Source organism: Pseudomonas sp. OTU5201, from assembly GCF_038440135.1.
In the GTDB taxonomy this organism is placed as follows: Bacteria; Pseudomonadota; Gammaproteobacteria; order Pseudomonadales; family Pseudomonadaceae; genus Metapseudomonas; species Metapseudomonas resinovorans.
The window spans coordinates 89,783-104,761 of the sequence record NZ_JASATC010000003.1 but is presented as its reverse complement, the minus strand read 5'-3'; the positions used below and the strand labels follow the sequence as shown (position 1 = coordinate 104,761).

Below are 14,979 nucleotides of genomic sequence, written 5' to 3'. Positions count from 1 at the left end.
GCCACCCGCTCCGTGTCGATCCGGCCAATCCTCCCGCCTCTCCCGCCGCCCCTCTGGCACCCCGGCCGTTTCTGCGGCAGCGTCGAAGCATCGATGTATCCAGGAGGCGCCATGAGCCAGACCGACTTCATCCTCACCCCTGACCTGCAACAGGCCGTTGCGGGCTTCTTCGAACGCATTCCGTTCAATCGAGTGCTCGGCATCCAGCTCGGCGAGATGAGCACCGGGAAAGTGGTCATGCACCTGCCCATGAAGGACGAACTGATCGGCAACTTCGTCCACGGCATCCTCCACGGCGGGGTGATTTCCAGCCTGCTCGATGTAGTGGGTGGTGCCATGGCATTGATCGGCGCCTTCGAACGGCACCAGCACTTATCCACAACGGAGCGCATGGCGCGGCTATCCAAGCTCGGCACCATCGACCTGCGTATCGACTACCTGCGCCCCGGTCGTGGCCAGCACTTCACCGCCACCGCCGTGCTGCTGCGCTCAGGCAACAAGGTAGCCGTGGTGCGTTCGGAACTGCACGCCGACGACGGCACGCTGGTGGCGGTGGGCACCGGTACTTACCTCTGTGGCTGAGCAGATCGTGACCGGGCTCATCCTGTAGAAGGGGCGAATTCATTCGCCAAGCAGGCCGCAGGCGTGCCCTCCACATCAGCCTCGGCTAAGTTTCGTTAGCAGCCGATCCAGCGCGTTGGAGAAGGCCTGCCGCTCCTTCTCACCGTAGGCCGCCTGGCCACCGCCCATCTGGCCCTGGTCGCGCAAGTCGGTGAGCAGGTTACGCACCGCCAGGCGCTCGCCCATGTTGCGTTCGTCGAACTCACGACCGCGCGGATCGAGTGCAACCACGCCCTTCTTCACCAGGCGATCGGCCAGCGGCACGTCGCTGCAGATCACGAGTTCGCCGGGGACGGCGTTCTCAACCAGGTAGTCGTCGGCCGCATCCGGGCCGCTGGGCACCACTACCAATCGCACACAGGCAAAGGCCGGCTTGACCTGGCTCTGCCCGGCCACCAGCACCACCTCGAACTTGCGCTTCAGGGCGAACTTGATCACCTGGTCCTTGGCCGCCCGGGGGCAGGCATCGGCATCGATCCAGACGCGCATTGGTTTCACCTTCCGAAATGAAAAAGGGCGAGGAGTTTACACCCCTCGCCCCGGATTCAGGCCGGGGCCGCGTCGCGCTCGCGCAGCCAGCTGCGTCCATAGAGCGCCGCGATGGCCAACAGCGACAGCGCCTGCGCCGACAGGGTGTAGGCGTCCGGATGGATGCCCAGCCAGTCGAACTCGAAGAAGGCTACCGGACGGGTGCCCAGCACCCCGGCTTCCTGCAGCGCCGCCACGCCGTGGCCGGCGAACACCACCGACAGGGCACAAAGCAGGATGGCGTTGGCCATGAAGAAAGTTCCAAGCGGTAGCTTCGCCGAACCGCGCAGGATGAGCCACGCCAGTCCCACCAGCAGCACCAGCGCAGTCACCGCACCGGCAATCACCATGCTGTGACCGGCCGGGCCGGCCTGCAGCCAGAGGGTTTCGTAGAAAAGGATCACTTCGAACAGCTCGCGGTACACCGAGAAGAACGCCAGGGTCGCAAAGCCGAAGCGGCCGCTGCTGCTCAGCAGATGTTCCTTGATATAGCTCTGCCAGGCAGCCGCATGGCGGCGGTCGTGCATCCACACACCGAGCCAGAGCACCATCACGCAGGCGAACAGCGCGGTGAAGCCTTCCATCAGCTCGCGCTGGGCACCACCGACATCGATCAGGAAGGCCGCCACCGCCCAGGTCGCGAAGCCGGTAACGACGGCCAGCCCCCAACCGACGTGGACGCCGCGTACCGCATGCTCCTGGCCGGTTTTGCGCAGGAAGGCGAGGATCGCCGCCAGCACCAGGATCGCCTCCAGGCCCTCACGCAACAGGATCAGCAGACTGGAGATAAAACTCAGCGAGCCGCTCAACCCGTCGCCACCCAGCAAGTTCGCGGACTTGTCCAGCTCAGACTTTGCCTGCTCCAGCAACTGCGCCGCCTGCCCCACGGACTGGCGATCCTGCAGGGCCTGCCGGTAAGCCATCAGCGCACGCTCGGTGGCCTTGCGCTGCACCGCATCGAGGTTGTCGAGGGAGCTTTCCACCAACTCGAAGCCTTCGAGGTAGGCAGCGACCGAAAGGTCGTAGGCCTGGTCGGCATCGCCATCACGGTAGGCCTTGAGACTCTGTTCCAGGGTCGCGCGGGTATGGCCGATCAGCTCCTTGGGCCCGCGCTGCTGTATCGGCGGCTGGGCCCGCTGGGCGCGGAACAACGCCTGGGCCGCAGCGCCTTGGCTGACGCCGACTTCCTCCGGCGTGCGGCCTGCCAACTCCCCGAGGGAGATGGCCTGACCTTTCACCGAAGAATCGGCGCTGAAGCCGGCGACGTAGCTGGCCAGATCCCAGCGCTGACGATCATCCAGCTGGTCGATGAAGGCCGGCATATCGGTGCCTTCAACGCCCAGGCCGAGCGTGTTGTAGAGGTCGTAGAGGCTCATCCGGTCCATCCGCGCCTGATCGCGCAGATTGGCCGGTGGCGGCTCCAGCCCCAGGCCCGCCGGGCCGTCACCAGCACCGGTGTCACCGTGGCAGACGCTGCAATGCTGGGCATAAAGTGGTGCGCCACGGGCGGGGTCAGGGGTGATGAGCGGAGCCTGGCTGACCTCGTAGGTCGCCGCCAGTCGGGTGGCCAACTGACGCGCCTGACGGGCCACGGCGGCCCCATCCTGCTTGCTTTCGATGGCCCGGTGCAGGCTGGCGACGCCCTGTTCCAGGTCCTTCTGGCCATCACGAGCCGGCAGGGCAACGATCAGGCCCTGCAGCACACCGAGGAATTCGATCTGTTCGCGGTATTCACCGTGGTCGATGACCTTGCCATCGACCACGGTGGCAGGGTAGTCGGCACCAATGTAACTGAGCAGGTGCAGTGCCTGGGCGGCGCCGTCGGCCGGGTCGGCCATCAGGCTGAAACTGCAGAGCGCCATCAGCGGCATCAGGAGCCAGCTGAGCAATCTCGGAATCGGGAACATGAGTCAATCTCAAATGAGAATGGGGAGTGGAATTGTTACCTTCCTAACGATTCAGCTCAACCCCGGATAGCTTGACCCGCTGCGGTGATTTGTCGCACGACTTGGCTACAGACCCCGCCAAACGTGGCCTGTAGCAGGGTTAAAAATCCTTTGGACAGATCGCCGGAAAGAGTTTTCCGACAGGAAGACGCCCGGCGAGCGCCTGCTCGCCGGGAGATGCGCAGCTCAGACTGGCGCCCGGCGCACGGTCGCCAGCAATGCTGCGGCACCGACGAACAGTGCGGCGAAGCTGCGGTTCATCACCCGCTGCTGACCCGGCGTGCGCAGCAGACGCAGGACGCGGGCGGCGAGGCCGGTGTAGCCGGCCATGACGATCAGGTCGACGGTGATCATGGTCACGCCCATCACCAGATATTGCTCCACCAGCGGCGCGTGGGGATCAATGAACTGCGGCAGCACGGCGAGCATGAAGACAATCGCCTTGGGGTTGCTGAAGTTCACCAAAAAGCCGCGCAGCACCAAGGTGAGCGGGCGTCCGATGGGGCGTTCGGCGGAATCGTTGCTGAGGTCGCTGGGTAATGCTTTCCACTGCTTCACCGCGAGGTAGATCAGGTAGATCACGCCGAACCACTTGATCAGGCTGAAGGCCAGGGCGGAGGTGGCGAGGATGGCGCCGACGCCGGCGGCGACGATGGCAATCTGCAGGGCCAGGCCGATCTGCAGGCCAAGCGCGTTCCAGTAGCCACGCAGGAAGCCGTATTGCAGGCCGGAAGACATGGAGGCGATGGCACCGGCACCCGGTGACAGACTGATCACCCAGCAGGCGACCAGGAAAGCGAGCCAAGTCTGAAGCGCCACGGCAGATACCTCGGAAACGAAAAAAGGCAGGCCGCAGAGCCTACCCCTTCGTCCAACCGCTGCCCAGTACCGTCAGCGCCAGCGGCGCACCGCTTTCTGGAAGAACAGGCTGTTGGGCACCTGCACCAGCGCGCCTTGGCTGCCTTCGCTGAGATCTTCGAGGGTGGTGTAGAAGAGGTTGATGGCGATCACCCTGCCCTTCACGCCCGGCTTGTCAGCGCTTTCTATGACCTCCACCTTGTCCCCCAGGCGAAACGGCCCCAGGGAGAAGATCAGCACCGCGCAGAACATGTTGGAGAGCACACTCCAGATGGCAAAGAAAGCGACGGCGGCCACGGCTGCAAATCCGGTCAGGGCGGTCCACAGCACTTCGGCCGACACGCCGAAGCGCTCCAGCACCAGCATGAAAGCACTGCCGAGAATCATCCAGCGCAGGAGCCCACGCAGGGGCAACATCAGCTCGGAAGGCAGCTGGGGATAACGTTGCCCGAGACGGGTGATGCCGCGGGTGACGATGCGCTGCACCAGCCAGGCCAGCAGCACGATCAGCAGTACCTGCGCTGCGCGGATCAGCGGCTCGCTCCAGGCGGTCAGGAGTTGCAGGTCATCCATCAGTCCGCGGTCTCCAGTTGCCGCTGCAGCTCCTCCAGGGTTTCCAGGGCCAGGAGCCAGGCTTCTTCCAGTTCGGCCTCGCGGGACTTCAAGCGCGCCTGCTCGGCCAGCAGTTCACGCAGTTCGTCCTTGCGCGCCGCCTCGTAAAGGGCGGAATCGCCCAGGCGTTCCTCGATGCCCGCCAACTGCTCGTGCACCTTGCCCAGGTCCTTCTCCAGCTTGTCGGCTTCCTTCTTGTGCGGCGCCAGTTGCTGACGCAGGGCGGCCGCGGCCTGGCGCTGGGCGCGCTTGTCGGTCTTGTCCGGGTTCACCGGTGTACCGGTCACGGGAGCCTGGCGCGCGCGGTAATCCACCAGCCAGCGGGCATAGTCGTCGAGGTCGCCATCGAAGCTCTGCACGCGACCATCGGCCACCAGCAGGAACTCGTCGGTGGTGCTCTTGAGCAGGTGACGGTCGTGGGACACGACCAGGACGGCACCCGCGAAATCCTGCAACGCCATGGTCAGGGCAAGGCGCATTTCCAGGTCGAGGTGGTTAGTCGGTTCGTCGAGCAGCAGCAGGTTCGGTTTCTGCCAAGCGATCAATGCCAGGGCCAGACGCGCCTTCTCGCCGCCAGAGAAATTGACCACCGCTTCATCGCAGCGATCACCGCGGAAGTCGAAGCCACCGAGAAAGTCGCGCAGGGTCTGTTCACGTTCGCTCGGTGCGATACGTTGCAGGTGCAGCAGCGGGCTGGCCTTGGCGTCGAGCGCATCCAACTGGTGCTGGGCGAAGTAGCCGATGGCCAGGTTCTCACCGCGTGCCAAGCGCCCGCCGAGGGGCTCGATGTCGCCGGAAAGCGTCTTGATCAGGGTCGACTTGCCGGCACCGTTGGGGCCCAGCAGGCCGATGCGAGCGCCCGGCGCCAGCTGCAGCTTGACCTGCTGGAGCACGGCCTTGTCGCCATAGCCCAAGCGGCCTTCGGACAGATCCAGCAGCGGGCTGGAGATCTTGTCGGCCTCGCGGAAGCTGAAGTCGAAGGGCGAATCCACATGGGCGGGCGCCAGCTCTTCGAGGCGTTCCAGCGCCTTGATCCGGCTCTGTGCCTGGCGAGCCTTGGTCGCCTGCGCCTTGAAGCGGGCGATGTACTTCTCCATGTGCGCACGCTGGGCCTGCTGCTTTTCGTAGGCCTGTTGCTGCTGCGCCAGTCGCTCGGCGCGGGTGCGCTCGAAGGCCGAGTAGCCACCGCGGTACAGGGTCAGCTTCTGCTGCTCCAGATGCGCGACGTTGTCGACGACCGCGTCGAGGAAGTCTCGGTCATGGGAGATCAGCAGCAAGGTGCCCGGGTAGCCCTTGAGCCACTCTTCGAGCCAGAGGATGGCGTCGAGATCCAGGTGGTTGGTGGGCTCGTCGAGCAGCAACAGTTCGGACGGGCACATCAGCGCTTGGGCAAGGTTGAGGCGCATCCGCCAGCCGCCGGAGAAGTCGCCGACGCGGCGGTCCATTTGCTCCGAGGTGAAGCCAAGGCCGGCCAACAGCTTGCGCGCGCGGGCGTCCGCCGTGTAGCCGTCGGCGCTGTCCAGCTCGATGTGCAGGCGGGCAATGGCAGTGCCGTCGTGGCCAGCTTCAGCGGCAGCAAGGTCACGCTGTACCTGGCGCAGATGCTGGTCGCCGTCGAGCACATAGTCCACGGCCAGGCGCTCCAGGTTGTCCACTTCCTGGCGCATGTGGGCTATGCGCCAATCAGTGGGCAGCAGGCAATCGCCGGCATCCGGCCCCAGCTCGCCGCGCAGCAAGGCGAACAGGCTGGATTTGCCGGCACCGTTGGCGCCGATGAGACCGACCTTCTGGCCGGCGTGCAGGGTCATTTCAGCGCCTTCTAGCAGGCGCTGCGGACCACGCTGTAGAGTGAGATTTTGCAGTCGGATCATGATGGCGGCGGAGTTTATCAGCTTCGTCGCCCCATCGCCCGAGGAGCGCCATGACTTCAGACCTGTGGACTTTCGCCCTTCGCCTCTACACCGAGCCCGGTGTCGAGCAGGCCTGCCTGCGCCTTCAGGAGGCTGGCGCCGACGTCTGCCTGTTGCTCACAGCCTGCTGGCTGGGACGACGCGGCGCAACGTTCGACGCCTCACGCCTGGACGCCCTGAACAAGGTATGCGAGCCCTGGCAGGAACAAGTGGTGAAACCGTTACGTGAACTCCGCCAGAACTGGCGGACGCAAGCGCAGGACGATCAGGCGTTGGCCGGGTTACGAGAGCAGATCAAGGCGCTTGAGATGGACGCCGAGCGCAAACTGCTGGCGCGCCTGGAAGGCGCCACCGATGGCTGGGCAGAAGGAGGGATGGAGCAGGTTCAGCCTTGGCTTCTGGGGATTTGCCCAGGGCTGGAAGGAGCGGACCGCGACGCGCTCGATCTACTGCGCGTCGCGGCCCTGGCGCTTTAGTTCGACGGCGAGGTCGGGGAAGCACCGTTGCTGCTGGTCGGCGCCACGCTGGCAACCGGCGCAGCAGCCGGCACAGTCGGAGCAGCCGGAGCAGCGGCAGCCGGTGCTACGGCGGGCTTGGCCGGAGCGGCTTTCTTCACGGCCGGTATAGCCGCTGGCTTCTTCGCCGCGGGTTTGGCAGCGGCTGCAGGCTTGGCAGCAGTCGCAGCTGGCTTGGCGGCAGGCTTGGCGGCGGCGGGTTTCGCCGCAGCGACGGGCTTCGCTGCCGGCTTGGCTGCCGCTTTAGCAGCTGGTTTCGCGGCCGGTTTAGCTGCAGCTTTAGGCGCAGGTTTGGCTGCGGCAGGCTTGGCAGCAGCGGCCTTCGCAACTGGCTTCGCAGCAGGCTTGGCTGCAGCCTTGGCAGCAGGTTTAGCTGCGGCAGGTTTGGCAGCGGCGGCCTTTGCAACCGGCTTGGCTGCAACCTTGGCAACGGGTTTGGCCGCTGGCTTGGCAGCAGGTTTCGCAGCGGCAACCTTGGTAGCCGGCTTCGCAACAGGCTTGGCAGCAGCCCTTGCAACCGGCTTCGCAGCAGTTTTTGCAACTGGTTTCGCCGCGGGCTTGGCAGCAACGGCCTTGGCAACGGGTTTGGCTGCAGGTTTAGCAGACGGCTTCGCGACCGCCTTGGCGGCAGCAGGCTTGGCTTCGCGGGAGGTCAGTGCTTTGGTGGCAGCCTCACGTACTTTGCCGACGCCCTGGGCGAGCTTCAGGCTTTCCTGGGAGTCGCGCTTGAGCTGGGCGATATAGGTCCGGGTTTCGGCCTGGCGATTCTTCAGGGTGTCCAGCAAGGCTTCGAGTTCGCCAATGCTGTCCTTGGCCTTGGCTTGCGCCTTGGCTTTGCCAGCCTTGGCCGCGTCTTGCAGCTTGGTGCGTGCGGCATGCAGTTTTTCCTGGGTCTTGCCGCGCTGTTTCTCCAACTTGGTCAGCAACTTTTCAGCGTCGACCGAGGCTTGGGCGCAGGCTTTTTCGAGGTGTTCGAGCAGGCTGTTGGAAAGCTGATGCAGCAGGTGCAGCGGGGTGCTTACGGGCTTCTTCTTGGCCGACATGGTATGCCTCCTGGCGGGCGTTATTTGGCCCATACTAGTCGCCTGTTTCGCGAGTCGCCAGAGGCCAAGCCATTCCGCCCGCACAGGCCTTGCGACTAGGTGTCGGTACAGAGTTCCGCTGGAGCGATCCGAACCTGGCAATGCAAGGCCGGGGAACCCTGTTCGCGCCGACAGCTGGGCAACGCCCGGAGGGCTCTGGAATAAGGCCTACGGGGCGTACCCCGGCCCGATTCCAGCGCCAGCAGGGTGCAGTCAGGCCGGTTGCGAGGCCTGTCCCTGGTGGGCGTTGTGCAACACTTCGATCAGGCAGTCTTCCAGCTCGAAGCGTTCGTGAAGCAGTTGCCCGAGATTCGTCAACTCGGTCGTCAAACTGAGGTCACGGCAGTCGCCGTTGTCGCAGCGGTCGTTGAAGGCCAGCGCAACTTCGGTGATGGCTTCGATGCGAGGATAGATTTGCTTGGCGAGGTCGAGGCCGCGTTGGTCACCAAACGCTTTCGCCTCGTTGAGCAGTTGCTCGTAGACCTCGAAATGCCCTGCGGAAACGTAGTCCAGCAGGACCTCACAAAACCTTTGCAGCCCTTCTGCATTGGCGCTGGGGGCCTGGGGCTTGTCGCTCAGCGAGCTGTAGACGCGAACCAACTCTTGGCGTTCCTGTAACCAGCGGTCGATCAGCTGGTGCACGCCACCCCAACGTTCCTGAGCGTTCTGACAACTTTCGAGCATGGTGACGACCTCACTTCCCTAATTCGGTAATGCCGTTATACGTCCGCTCCGAGACGGTTTTTTGTCGACCGGTGCAAGATCCTGGGAAGACACCGCCAAAACGGCAATATTCCGGCGGCGCGTGCGGGCCAGATTATGCCCGCGGGGCACTACCAGCAAGGCACTGGCGGGAAAAAATTCATACGAGCGTTTAATTGGCAGGCCGCGGCTTGTCTGGCCGGAGTCTTGAGCGCTGCGCGACGGATTGGCGCAGAGAAAGAACGCAGGAGAACAGGCGGGAACTCGCAAGCGAAGGGCGCATGACAGGTCATGCGCCCAATTCGGTCAGGCGCGGCGCAGCAGCTGGTAGAGCGAGAACAGCACGCAACCGGCAAAGGCCAGCAGGCTCCACTCGGGGATGCTCATGCCGAACAGGGTCCAGGTCACTTCCGCGCAATCGGCAGTACCGTGGAGCATGGTTTTGAGGATATCGAGGAAAGGCCACGCCTCGATCATGTAGTCAAAGCTCGGCAGGCAGGCAGGCAATTGGTCTGCCGGCACGCTCTGCAACCAGATCTGGCGCCCGGCAGCAGCAGCGCCGCCTGCGGAGAACAGCAGCGCCAGTACGGCGTAGACGCGCCGCCCGATGTGCTCTGGATCATGCAGTGCAGCGATCAGGCAGATGACGCCAAAGGCGATGATGAACACTCTCTGGACGACACACAGCGGACAAGGCTCGAGACCGAGGGCGTGTTCGAGATAAAGCGCACCGCCCATGATGGCGACACAGCCGAGGAAGGCGAGCAGGAAAAGCGAACGCGGGCTTGCCAGGGACATGGCGGCTCCGTTGGGTTATCGGAAAGGGCGATACGGTAGTGGAAAGCACCTTGGGCTTTCAAGGCGACCGTCTAGGCTGGTGGAGGTCGTCTATCCGGAGAACACTGCCATGTGTCGGCTACTGGTGCTTACCTTTCTGCTGCTGCCTGGGCTGGCGATTGCTGCCCTGCCTCTGGATCGCATCAGGCTGCCCGAAGGCTTTCGCATCACGCTGGTGAGCGATCAGGTTGCCAATGCCCGGGAGATGGCCTGGGGCGAACGCGGGACTTTGTTCGTCGGCAGCAATGCGGCGGGCAAGGTCTACGCACTGGAGCCCTCCAGCGGCCAGGTTCGCACCGTCGCCAGCGGCCTACAGCTGCCGGTCGGCGTCGCCTACAAGGGAGGCGACCTTTACGTCTCGGCGGTCAGCCGAATCCTGCGCCTGCGCGATGTAGAGTCGCGGCTGGATGCCCCGCCCGAGCCTGAGGTGGTCTATGCGGACCTGCCGCGAGAAACCCACCACGGCTGGAAGTTCATCGCCTTCGGCCCTGACGGCAAGCTCTATGTGCCGGTGGGCGCACCGTGCAATGTCTGCAACGAGAACCCCGACCTCTACGCCGCCATCCACCGCATGAACGCCGATGGCAGTGGCATGGAGCTGGTGGCGCGCGGTGTGCGCAACACAGTGGGCTTCGACTGGCACCCGCAGACCGGTGAGCTCTGGTTCAGCGACAACGGCCGCGACCTGATGGGTGACGATGTGCCGGACTGCGAGCTGAACCGCCTGGAAAAGGCCGGCCAGCATTTCGGCTTTCCCTTCTGCCATGCCGGCGAGGTGGCTGACCCGAAGTTCTCCCTGAGACCCTGCAGCGAATTCGTCTCCCCCGTGGCCAAGCTCGGTCCTCATGTGGCGCCACTCGGTCTGCGCTTTTACACCGGCAGCCAGTTCCCGGCGGAGTACCGCAACAATCTGTTCATCGCCGAACACGGCTCCTGGAACCGCAACGAGAAAATTGGCTACCGGATCAAGCGGGTTGAGCTTAACCCCGACGGCAGCCTGAAACGCCAGAGCGTGTTCGCCGAGGGTTGGCTGGAGGATGGGGAAGTCTGGGGCCGCCCGGCGGACGTGCTGGTTACCCCGGATGGCGCCCTGCTGGTTAGCGACGACCACGCCGGGGCTATCTACCGCATCGACTATGTGGGGAATTGAACCGAGCGAGCCGCGATGAAAACGGCCCGGGGGCTCCCAGGCCTTTTCGCATCAGGCGATCTTTTCGGCCGGCAAGGGCAAGACCGGCAGGCGCTGGTCGAGCAGGCCGAGCCCTTCCTGGAAGAGCTGGTTGCTGCGTTCCACCTCTCCCATCTGCGCAAGCAGGCGAGCCAGCTCCGCGCAGGTTTCCGGATCACGACGGAAACTCAGGCTGCTCTCGAAGTACTCCCTTGCCTTGCCCCAGAGGCGGTTGCGCAAGCACAGTCGGCCAAGGGTGAGGAGCAGCGCCCCGTCACTCGGGTGCTCCTTCAACCAGCCTTCGGCCGTCTGTAACTGACGGGCCGGATCGCGACCTCTGAGCAGGCCGTAAAGTCGCACCAAGGCATCATCGTAGCCGCGCTTGATTGCACTGCGCACGGATTCCTCGGCCTCTTCCTCCGCTCCCAGCCGGCGCAGTTGCTCGGCGAAGGCGAGCACCAGGTGGGGTTCGTTGCGTTGGGAGGACGTCAGTTGCTGCCAGGCTCGGGTGAGAGGCTGCAGGGCGGCTTCGCCTTCGTTAAGCCCCTCCTCGCCAGCCTGGTGCAGGCGCGCACTCCAGGCACGCAGCTCGAGCTCAGCCAGTTGGCTTTCCGGCAGCGCCTTCTCTTTGCGCAAGGTCGGCAGCAGGCCAACGAGGGAGGACCAGTCGCCGCGCACCTCATGCAGATGCAGCAGTTGGCGCAGTACCTGGTGATGACGCGGATGACGCTCGTGAACGGCCTTGAGGGTTTCCAGTGCGGCAACGGAGTCACCGCGATCCAGTTGCAACTCGGCATGGGCCAGGGCGATGGCCAGTTCGGCCTGGGGCTGGCGCTCCAGGGCACGCTCCAGCAGTTGCTCGGCTTCTTCGGTCTGGCCGATCTTCTGCGCGGCGCGGGCGGCGCCCAGGTAATAGATCAGCGGCTGCGAATCGCCTTCGGCGGCACGCTTGAGATGACGTAGCGCACGCGCCCAACGGCCTTCGGCGAGATCCAGCAGGCCCTGCTCGGAGGCCAGACGCGCCCGGCGCCGGGCATTGCGTCGCGACCAGGGATTGACCACACCACCGGACACCGCCACTAGCCGCAGCAGGTATCGCAGGCCAGCGAACAGCAACCAGAGCACCGCCAGCAGCGCCAGGGTGGCCCAGAGGGTGGATTCGTAGCGGAAGCCCTTGTAGGCCACCAGCACGTAGCCTTTGTGCTGGGCCACCGCCATGCCAATGAGCGTAGCGGCAGCGCCAATCACCAGGAGGATCAGCAGGACCTTGAACAGGCGCTTCATTGGCCGGCCTCCTTGGCCGGCTCGGCAGCACCCGGCTCCTCGGTTTCGGCGGGAGTCGCGCCAGGAACACGCTGCAGATAGGACTGCAACGCGCTCAGCGCCGGCGCGAGATCAGGCGCCTGGACTTCCACAGGCTTGCCTGCGAGTTCGTCGAGGCGGGCCAGCAGGGCGCGACTGTCAGGGTTCTCTTCGTTGAAGTGGCCGCTGAGCACTTCACGGGCTTGGCGCAACGACTGCTGGTAGACCTGGGTCTGGCCGTGCAGCGCGCCCCATTGCGCCTGTTCCAGAGCCAGCGACAGGGCGAGCCGGACCTGCGACAGGCTCTGCCCGGCAAGCAGCGGCTTGATGTCCTGGCTGGCATTCAGCTGGATGCGGAAGTAGTGCGAGAGCTTTTCCAGCCACTCGGACCAGCGACTGCGGCCATCGCCTTCGGCGGCCATGTCCATCAGCACACCGCCCTTGTCCTCGAAGGCAGGTACCAGCGGATTGAGCTGGGCTGCCTGTTCACGCAGGGCACCCAGTTGCAGGAACAGGCCGGTGCGGTCCGGCTGCGCGGTACTGCGCAGGGCGACCAGGCTTTTCGCCAGCTGTTCGCGGGCAGCATAGGCTCCAGGGTCATCCTGCTCGCGAAGGATGTCATCGGCCGCCTGCACCAGTGCGGTGGCGCTGTAGATGTCCTGCAATGCGGACAGGCGCAGGCTGGCCAGACGCAGAAGGTGCTCGGCCTCGGCCAGGCGCCAGTCCTTGCGGCTGGCGCCAAGGATGGTTTCCAGGCGCTGGCGCAGTTGCTGCTGGTCGCCCTGTAGGTCCACCAGCAGGCGGCGACGCTCATCCAGCTCGGCGGCGCTGGGCAGCTCTTCCAGGCGCTGGGTGAGTTGCTGCTCACGCTGAGCGAGGGCGCGGGTCTGGCCACGCGCGTCTTCGACCATGCTGAGCTGCTGCTGGTCGCGGGCTTCCAGACTACGGACCTGCCAGATGCCCCAGCCGCCCGCGGCGATGCCGGCGGCGCCCAGCAGCAGGGCGAACAGGGCCAGGCCATTGCCCCGAGGGGCAGGCGCAGCACTGCTGGGGGTGACGGGTTCGGCGGCTGCGGTGTGTTGCTCTTGTTTCGGGGCTTCTGCTTCGCTCACGTATCCATCCTTCGCATCAGTGGGCCGGCGCCGGATACTGCCTGAGCGCGGCCAACAAGGCCGCGGCACTGGCGCCACGGCAATCCACAACATTCTTCGCGCCCGCCTCGGCAGCCTGTTCAGCCACCCGCGGGCTGGGTACAAACAAGGTCAGGCGGGCCAGCTCTGGCCAGGCGTCCCCGGCCAGACGCTGGAGGTTCTCCAGCCCCTGGCCACTGCTGGCCACCAGGCCGTTCAGGCGTTCCGACTCGACACGAGACACCAGGGTGCCGGCCGGGTAATCCGGCAGGCAGCGCCGGTAGAGTTCCAGATAGTCGACCGCGACGCCTTGGCCGCGCAAGCGCTCGGCAAGGAATTCTCGGCCACCTTCGCCGCGCATGATCAGCACCCTGGGGTCGTGCACGGACAACGCTTCGGCCAGTTGCGGCAGCGTCAGCAGGGCCTCGCTGTCGTCACCTGCCTCCGGCCAGGCCGTAGGCAGGCCGTGGTCCTGGAGCAGGGTGCCGGTGGCTGCGCCGACGCTGAACCAGTGTTGGTCCGCCGGAGGTTGTGGCCAATAGCGGTCGAGCCGCTCGAGGCCGAGGCGTGCCGCAGGCTTGCTGACCACTACGACAGCACAGTAACGGTCGAGCTCGAGGATGACGCCGCGCTGTTCGGGCGTTTCCTCGAGAGGTTCGATGGCCAGCAGCGGCAGGCTGCTGCTGAAGACCTGCTGCTCCGTCAGAGTCGCGGCCAGGGCTTCGCACTCCTCAAGGGGGCGCGTCAACAGCAACCGCCAGCCCGTCACGGGTGACCGGCCTCGCCGTAGACGGCCTTGAGAATATCCTCGGCACCCAGCTCCAGCAGTTCATCGGCGACCTTCACACCCAGGGCCTCGGCATCGGCGACAGCAGCGCGGGCTTCGGCGCGCAGCAACTGACCGCCATCGGGCTGGCCGACCAGTCCACGCAGCCAGAGCTGGTCGCCTTCAAGTACGGCGTAGCAGGCGATAGGCACCTGGCAGCCGCCGTTCAGGCGTTTGTTCAGGGCGCGCTCGGCGGTGACACGCAGGGCAGTGTCCCGGTGGTGCAGCGGCGCCAGCAACGCATGGATCTCGCTGTCAGCGGTACGGCACTCGATGCCAACGGCACCTTGGCCGCCGGCTGGCAGGCTGTCTTCGACGCTGATCGAGGAACGGATGCGATCCTCGAAGCCGAGACGGATCAGGCCGGCAGCAGCGAGGATGATGGCGTCGTACTCGCCGGCATCCAGCTTGGCCAGACGGGTGTTCACGTTGCCGCGCAGAAACTGGATCTTCAGGTCCGGTCGGCGTGCCAGCAGTTGGGCCTGGCGACGCAGGCTTGAGGTGCCGACCACACTGCCGGCAGGCAGGGTGTCGAGGCTGTCGAAACGGTTGGAGACGAAGGCGTCGCGCGGGTCTTCACGCTCGCAGATGCAATAGAGGCCGAGACCTTCGGGGAAGTCCATGGGGACGTCCTTCATGGAGTGCACGGCGATGTCGGCCTCGTTCTCCAGCAAGGCGGTTTCCAATTCCTTCACGAACAGGCCCTTGCCACCGATCTTCGCCAACGGCGCGTCGAGCAGCTTGTCACCCTTGCTGACCATGGGCACCAGACTGACCTTGAGGCCAGGGTGCGCCTCCTCGAGAAGGGCTTTGACGTATTCGGCCTGCCACAGGGCCAAGGCACTCTTGCGGGTGGCGATGCGGATCTCGCGGGACATGATCATTTCCGGAAACGGTAATGCCCGGAATCATAACAGGCCCGCGTGCGGCGAGGGCGCGGGC

The 14,979-nt window shown here is 65.1% G+C and carries 15 protein-coding genes; 3 read left to right on the top strand and 12 right to left on the bottom strand.

The window, feature by feature from the left end; all coding sequences use genetic code 11:
- The first annotated feature begins 111 nt into the window (after window positions 1-111).
- Window positions 112-582: a thioesterase family protein gene (locus AAHM40_RS02940; RefSeq protein WP_342243341.1), complete on the top strand. Its 471-nt coding sequence runs from the start codon at window positions 112-114 to the stop codon at window positions 580-582.
- A gap of 75 nt (window positions 583-657) precedes the next feature.
- Here AAHM40_RS02940 and AAHM40_RS02935 read toward each other — a convergent pair whose 3' ends face one another.
- The 5 genes from AAHM40_RS02935 to abc-f form a co-directional block, all read right to left on the bottom strand.
- The gene (locus tag AAHM40_RS02935; RefSeq protein WP_342243340.1) at window positions 658-1,110 is read right to left on the bottom strand and encodes a YaiI/YqxD family protein; all 453 of its coding nucleotides are present in this window, start codon (window positions 1,108-1,110) and stop codon (window positions 658-660) included.
- 56 nt (window positions 1,111-1,166) lie between these two features.
- A complete protein-coding gene (locus tag AAHM40_RS02930; protein ID WP_342243339.1) occupies window positions 1,167-3,056 on the bottom strand; it encodes a cytochrome c/FTR1 family iron permease in 1,890 nt (629 codons plus the stop codon).
- Window positions 3,057-3,281: 225 nt separating this feature from the next.
- Window positions 3,282-3,914 carry a homoserine/homoserine lactone efflux protein gene (rhtB, locus tag AAHM40_RS02925; RefSeq protein ID WP_342243338.1) on the bottom strand — a complete coding sequence of 211 codons (633 nt, stop codon included), beginning with the start codon at window positions 3,912-3,914 and terminating at the stop codon, window positions 3,282-3,284.
- 72 nt (window positions 3,915-3,986) lie between these two features.
- Window positions 3,987-4,526, bottom strand: a complete 540-nt coding sequence (locus AAHM40_RS02920; RefSeq protein WP_342243337.1) for a mechanosensitive ion channel family protein — start codon at window positions 4,524-4,526, stop codon at window positions 3,987-3,989.
- Window positions 4,526-6,436 carry a ribosomal protection-like ABC-F family protein gene (gene abc-f / locus AAHM40_RS02915; RefSeq protein ID WP_342243336.1) on the bottom strand — a complete coding sequence of 637 codons (1,911 nt, stop codon included), beginning with the start codon at window positions 6,434-6,436 and terminating at the stop codon, window positions 4,526-4,528. The genes AAHM40_RS02920 and abc-f overlap by 1 nt, the downstream gene beginning before the upstream one ends.
- Before the next feature lie 50 nt (window positions 6,437-6,486).
- Between abc-f and AAHM40_RS02910 the strand changes: the two genes are divergently transcribed.
- Window positions 6,487-6,951 carry a TIGR02444 family protein gene (locus AAHM40_RS02910; protein WP_342243335.1) on the top strand — a complete coding sequence of 155 codons (465 nt, stop codon included), beginning with the start codon at window positions 6,487-6,489 and terminating at the stop codon, window positions 6,949-6,951.
- On the opposite strand, the gene AAHM40_RS02905 is transcribed toward AAHM40_RS02910, so the two are convergent.
- The 3 genes from AAHM40_RS02905 to AAHM40_RS02895 all read right to left on the bottom strand — a co-directional run bounded on the left by AAHM40_RS02905 (window position 6,948) and on the right by AAHM40_RS02895 (window position 9,572).
- Complete coding sequence (locus AAHM40_RS02905) at window positions 6,948-8,033, bottom strand: AlgP family protein (RefSeq protein ID WP_342243334.1); 1,086 nt, start codon at window positions 8,031-8,033, stop codon at window positions 6,948-6,950. The two genes, AAHM40_RS02910 and AAHM40_RS02905, sit on opposite strands and share 4 nt — an antisense overlap.
- 252 nt (window positions 8,034-8,285) lie before the next feature.
- Window positions 8,286-8,756 (bottom strand): Rsd/AlgQ family anti-sigma factor, encoded by a 471-nt coding sequence (locus AAHM40_RS02900; protein WP_028626844.1) that lies wholly within the window; start codon window positions 8,754-8,756, stop codon window positions 8,286-8,288.
- A 324-nt stretch (window positions 8,757-9,080) separates the two neighbouring features.
- Window positions 9,081-9,572, bottom strand: coding sequence for a disulfide bond formation protein B (locus AAHM40_RS02895; protein WP_342243333.1), 492 nt, complete (start codon window positions 9,570-9,572; stop codon window positions 9,081-9,083).
- Between the two features lie 109 nt (window positions 9,573-9,681).
- Here AAHM40_RS02895 and AAHM40_RS02890 point away from each other — a divergent pair, with 109 nt between their 5' ends.
- A complete protein-coding gene (locus AAHM40_RS02890) occupies window positions 9,682-10,761 on the top strand; it encodes a PQQ-dependent sugar dehydrogenase (protein WP_342243332.1) in 1,080 nt (359 codons plus the stop codon).
- Between the two features lie 51 nt (window positions 10,762-10,812).
- Here the strand turns inward: AAHM40_RS02890 and AAHM40_RS02885 are convergent, their stop codons facing one another.
- The 4 genes from AAHM40_RS02885 to hemC are packed head-to-tail and all read right to left on the bottom strand — an operon-like array spanning window position 10,813 to window position 14,918.
- Window positions 10,813-12,063, bottom strand: a complete 1,251-nt coding sequence (locus tag AAHM40_RS02885; RefSeq protein ID WP_342243331.1) for a heme biosynthesis HemY N-terminal domain-containing protein — start codon at window positions 12,061-12,063, stop codon at window positions 10,813-10,815.
- Window positions 12,060-13,193: a uroporphyrinogen-III C-methyltransferase gene (locus AAHM40_RS02880; protein ID WP_342243330.1), complete on the bottom strand. Its 1,134-nt coding sequence runs from the start codon at window positions 13,191-13,193 to the stop codon at window positions 12,060-12,062. Before AAHM40_RS02880 ends, AAHM40_RS02885 begins: the two co-directional genes overlap by 4 nt.
- Before the next feature lie 16 nt (window positions 13,194-13,209).
- Entirely contained in the window at window positions 13,210-13,980 is a 771-nt protein-coding gene (locus AAHM40_RS02875) for a uroporphyrinogen-III synthase (protein WP_342243329.1), read from the bottom strand.
- Window positions 13,977-14,918, bottom strand: coding sequence for a hydroxymethylbilane synthase (hemC, locus tag AAHM40_RS02870; RefSeq protein WP_342243421.1), 942 nt, complete (start codon window positions 14,916-14,918; stop codon window positions 13,977-13,979). The genes AAHM40_RS02875 and hemC overlap by 4 nt, the downstream gene beginning before the upstream one ends.
- Between the last annotated feature and the right edge of the window lie 61 nt (window positions 14,919-14,979).

Excerpts from the sequence above, each read along its gene's own strand:
- AAHM40_RS02885 (WP_342243331.1), bottom strand. The coding sequence starts at position 12,063 with ATGAAGCGCCTGTTCAAGGTCCTGCTGATCCTCCTGGTGATTGGCGCT.
- AAHM40_RS02910 (WP_342243335.1), top strand. The coding sequence starts at position 6,487 with ATGACTTCAGACCTGTGGACTTTCGCCCTTCGCCTCTACACCGAGCCC.
- abc-f (WP_342243336.1), bottom strand. The coding sequence starts at position 6,436 with ATGATCCGACTGCAAAATCTCACTCTACAGCGTGGTCCGCAGCGCCTG.
- AAHM40_RS02920 (WP_342243337.1), bottom strand. The coding sequence starts at position 4,526 with ATGGATGACCTGCAACTCCTGACCGCCTGGAGCGAGCCGCTGATCCGC.
- AAHM40_RS02935 (WP_342243340.1), bottom strand. The coding sequence starts at position 1,110 with ATGCGCGTCTGGATCGATGCCGATGCCTGCCCCCGGGCGGCCAAGGAC.
- AAHM40_RS02940 (WP_342243341.1), top strand. The coding sequence starts at position 112 with ATGAGCCAGACCGACTTCATCCTCACCCCTGACCTGCAACAGGCCGTT.
- AAHM40_RS02900 (WP_028626844.1), bottom strand. The coding sequence starts at position 8,756 with ATGCTCGAAAGTTGTCAGAACGCTCAGGAACGTTGGGGTGGCGTGCAC.
- AAHM40_RS02930 (WP_342243339.1), bottom strand. The coding sequence starts at position 3,056 with ATGTTCCCGATTCCGAGATTGCTCAGCTGGCTCCTGATGCCGCTGATG.
- AAHM40_RS02905 (WP_342243334.1), bottom strand. The coding sequence starts at position 8,033 with ATGTCGGCCAAGAAGAAGCCCGTAAGCACCCCGCTGCACCTGCTGCAT.
- AAHM40_RS02895 (WP_342243333.1), bottom strand. The coding sequence starts at position 9,572 with ATGTCCCTGGCAAGCCCGCGTTCGCTTTTCCTGCTCGCCTTCCTCGGC.
- AAHM40_RS02890 (WP_342243332.1), top strand. The coding sequence starts at position 9,682 with ATGTGTCGGCTACTGGTGCTTACCTTTCTGCTGCTGCCTGGGCTGGCG.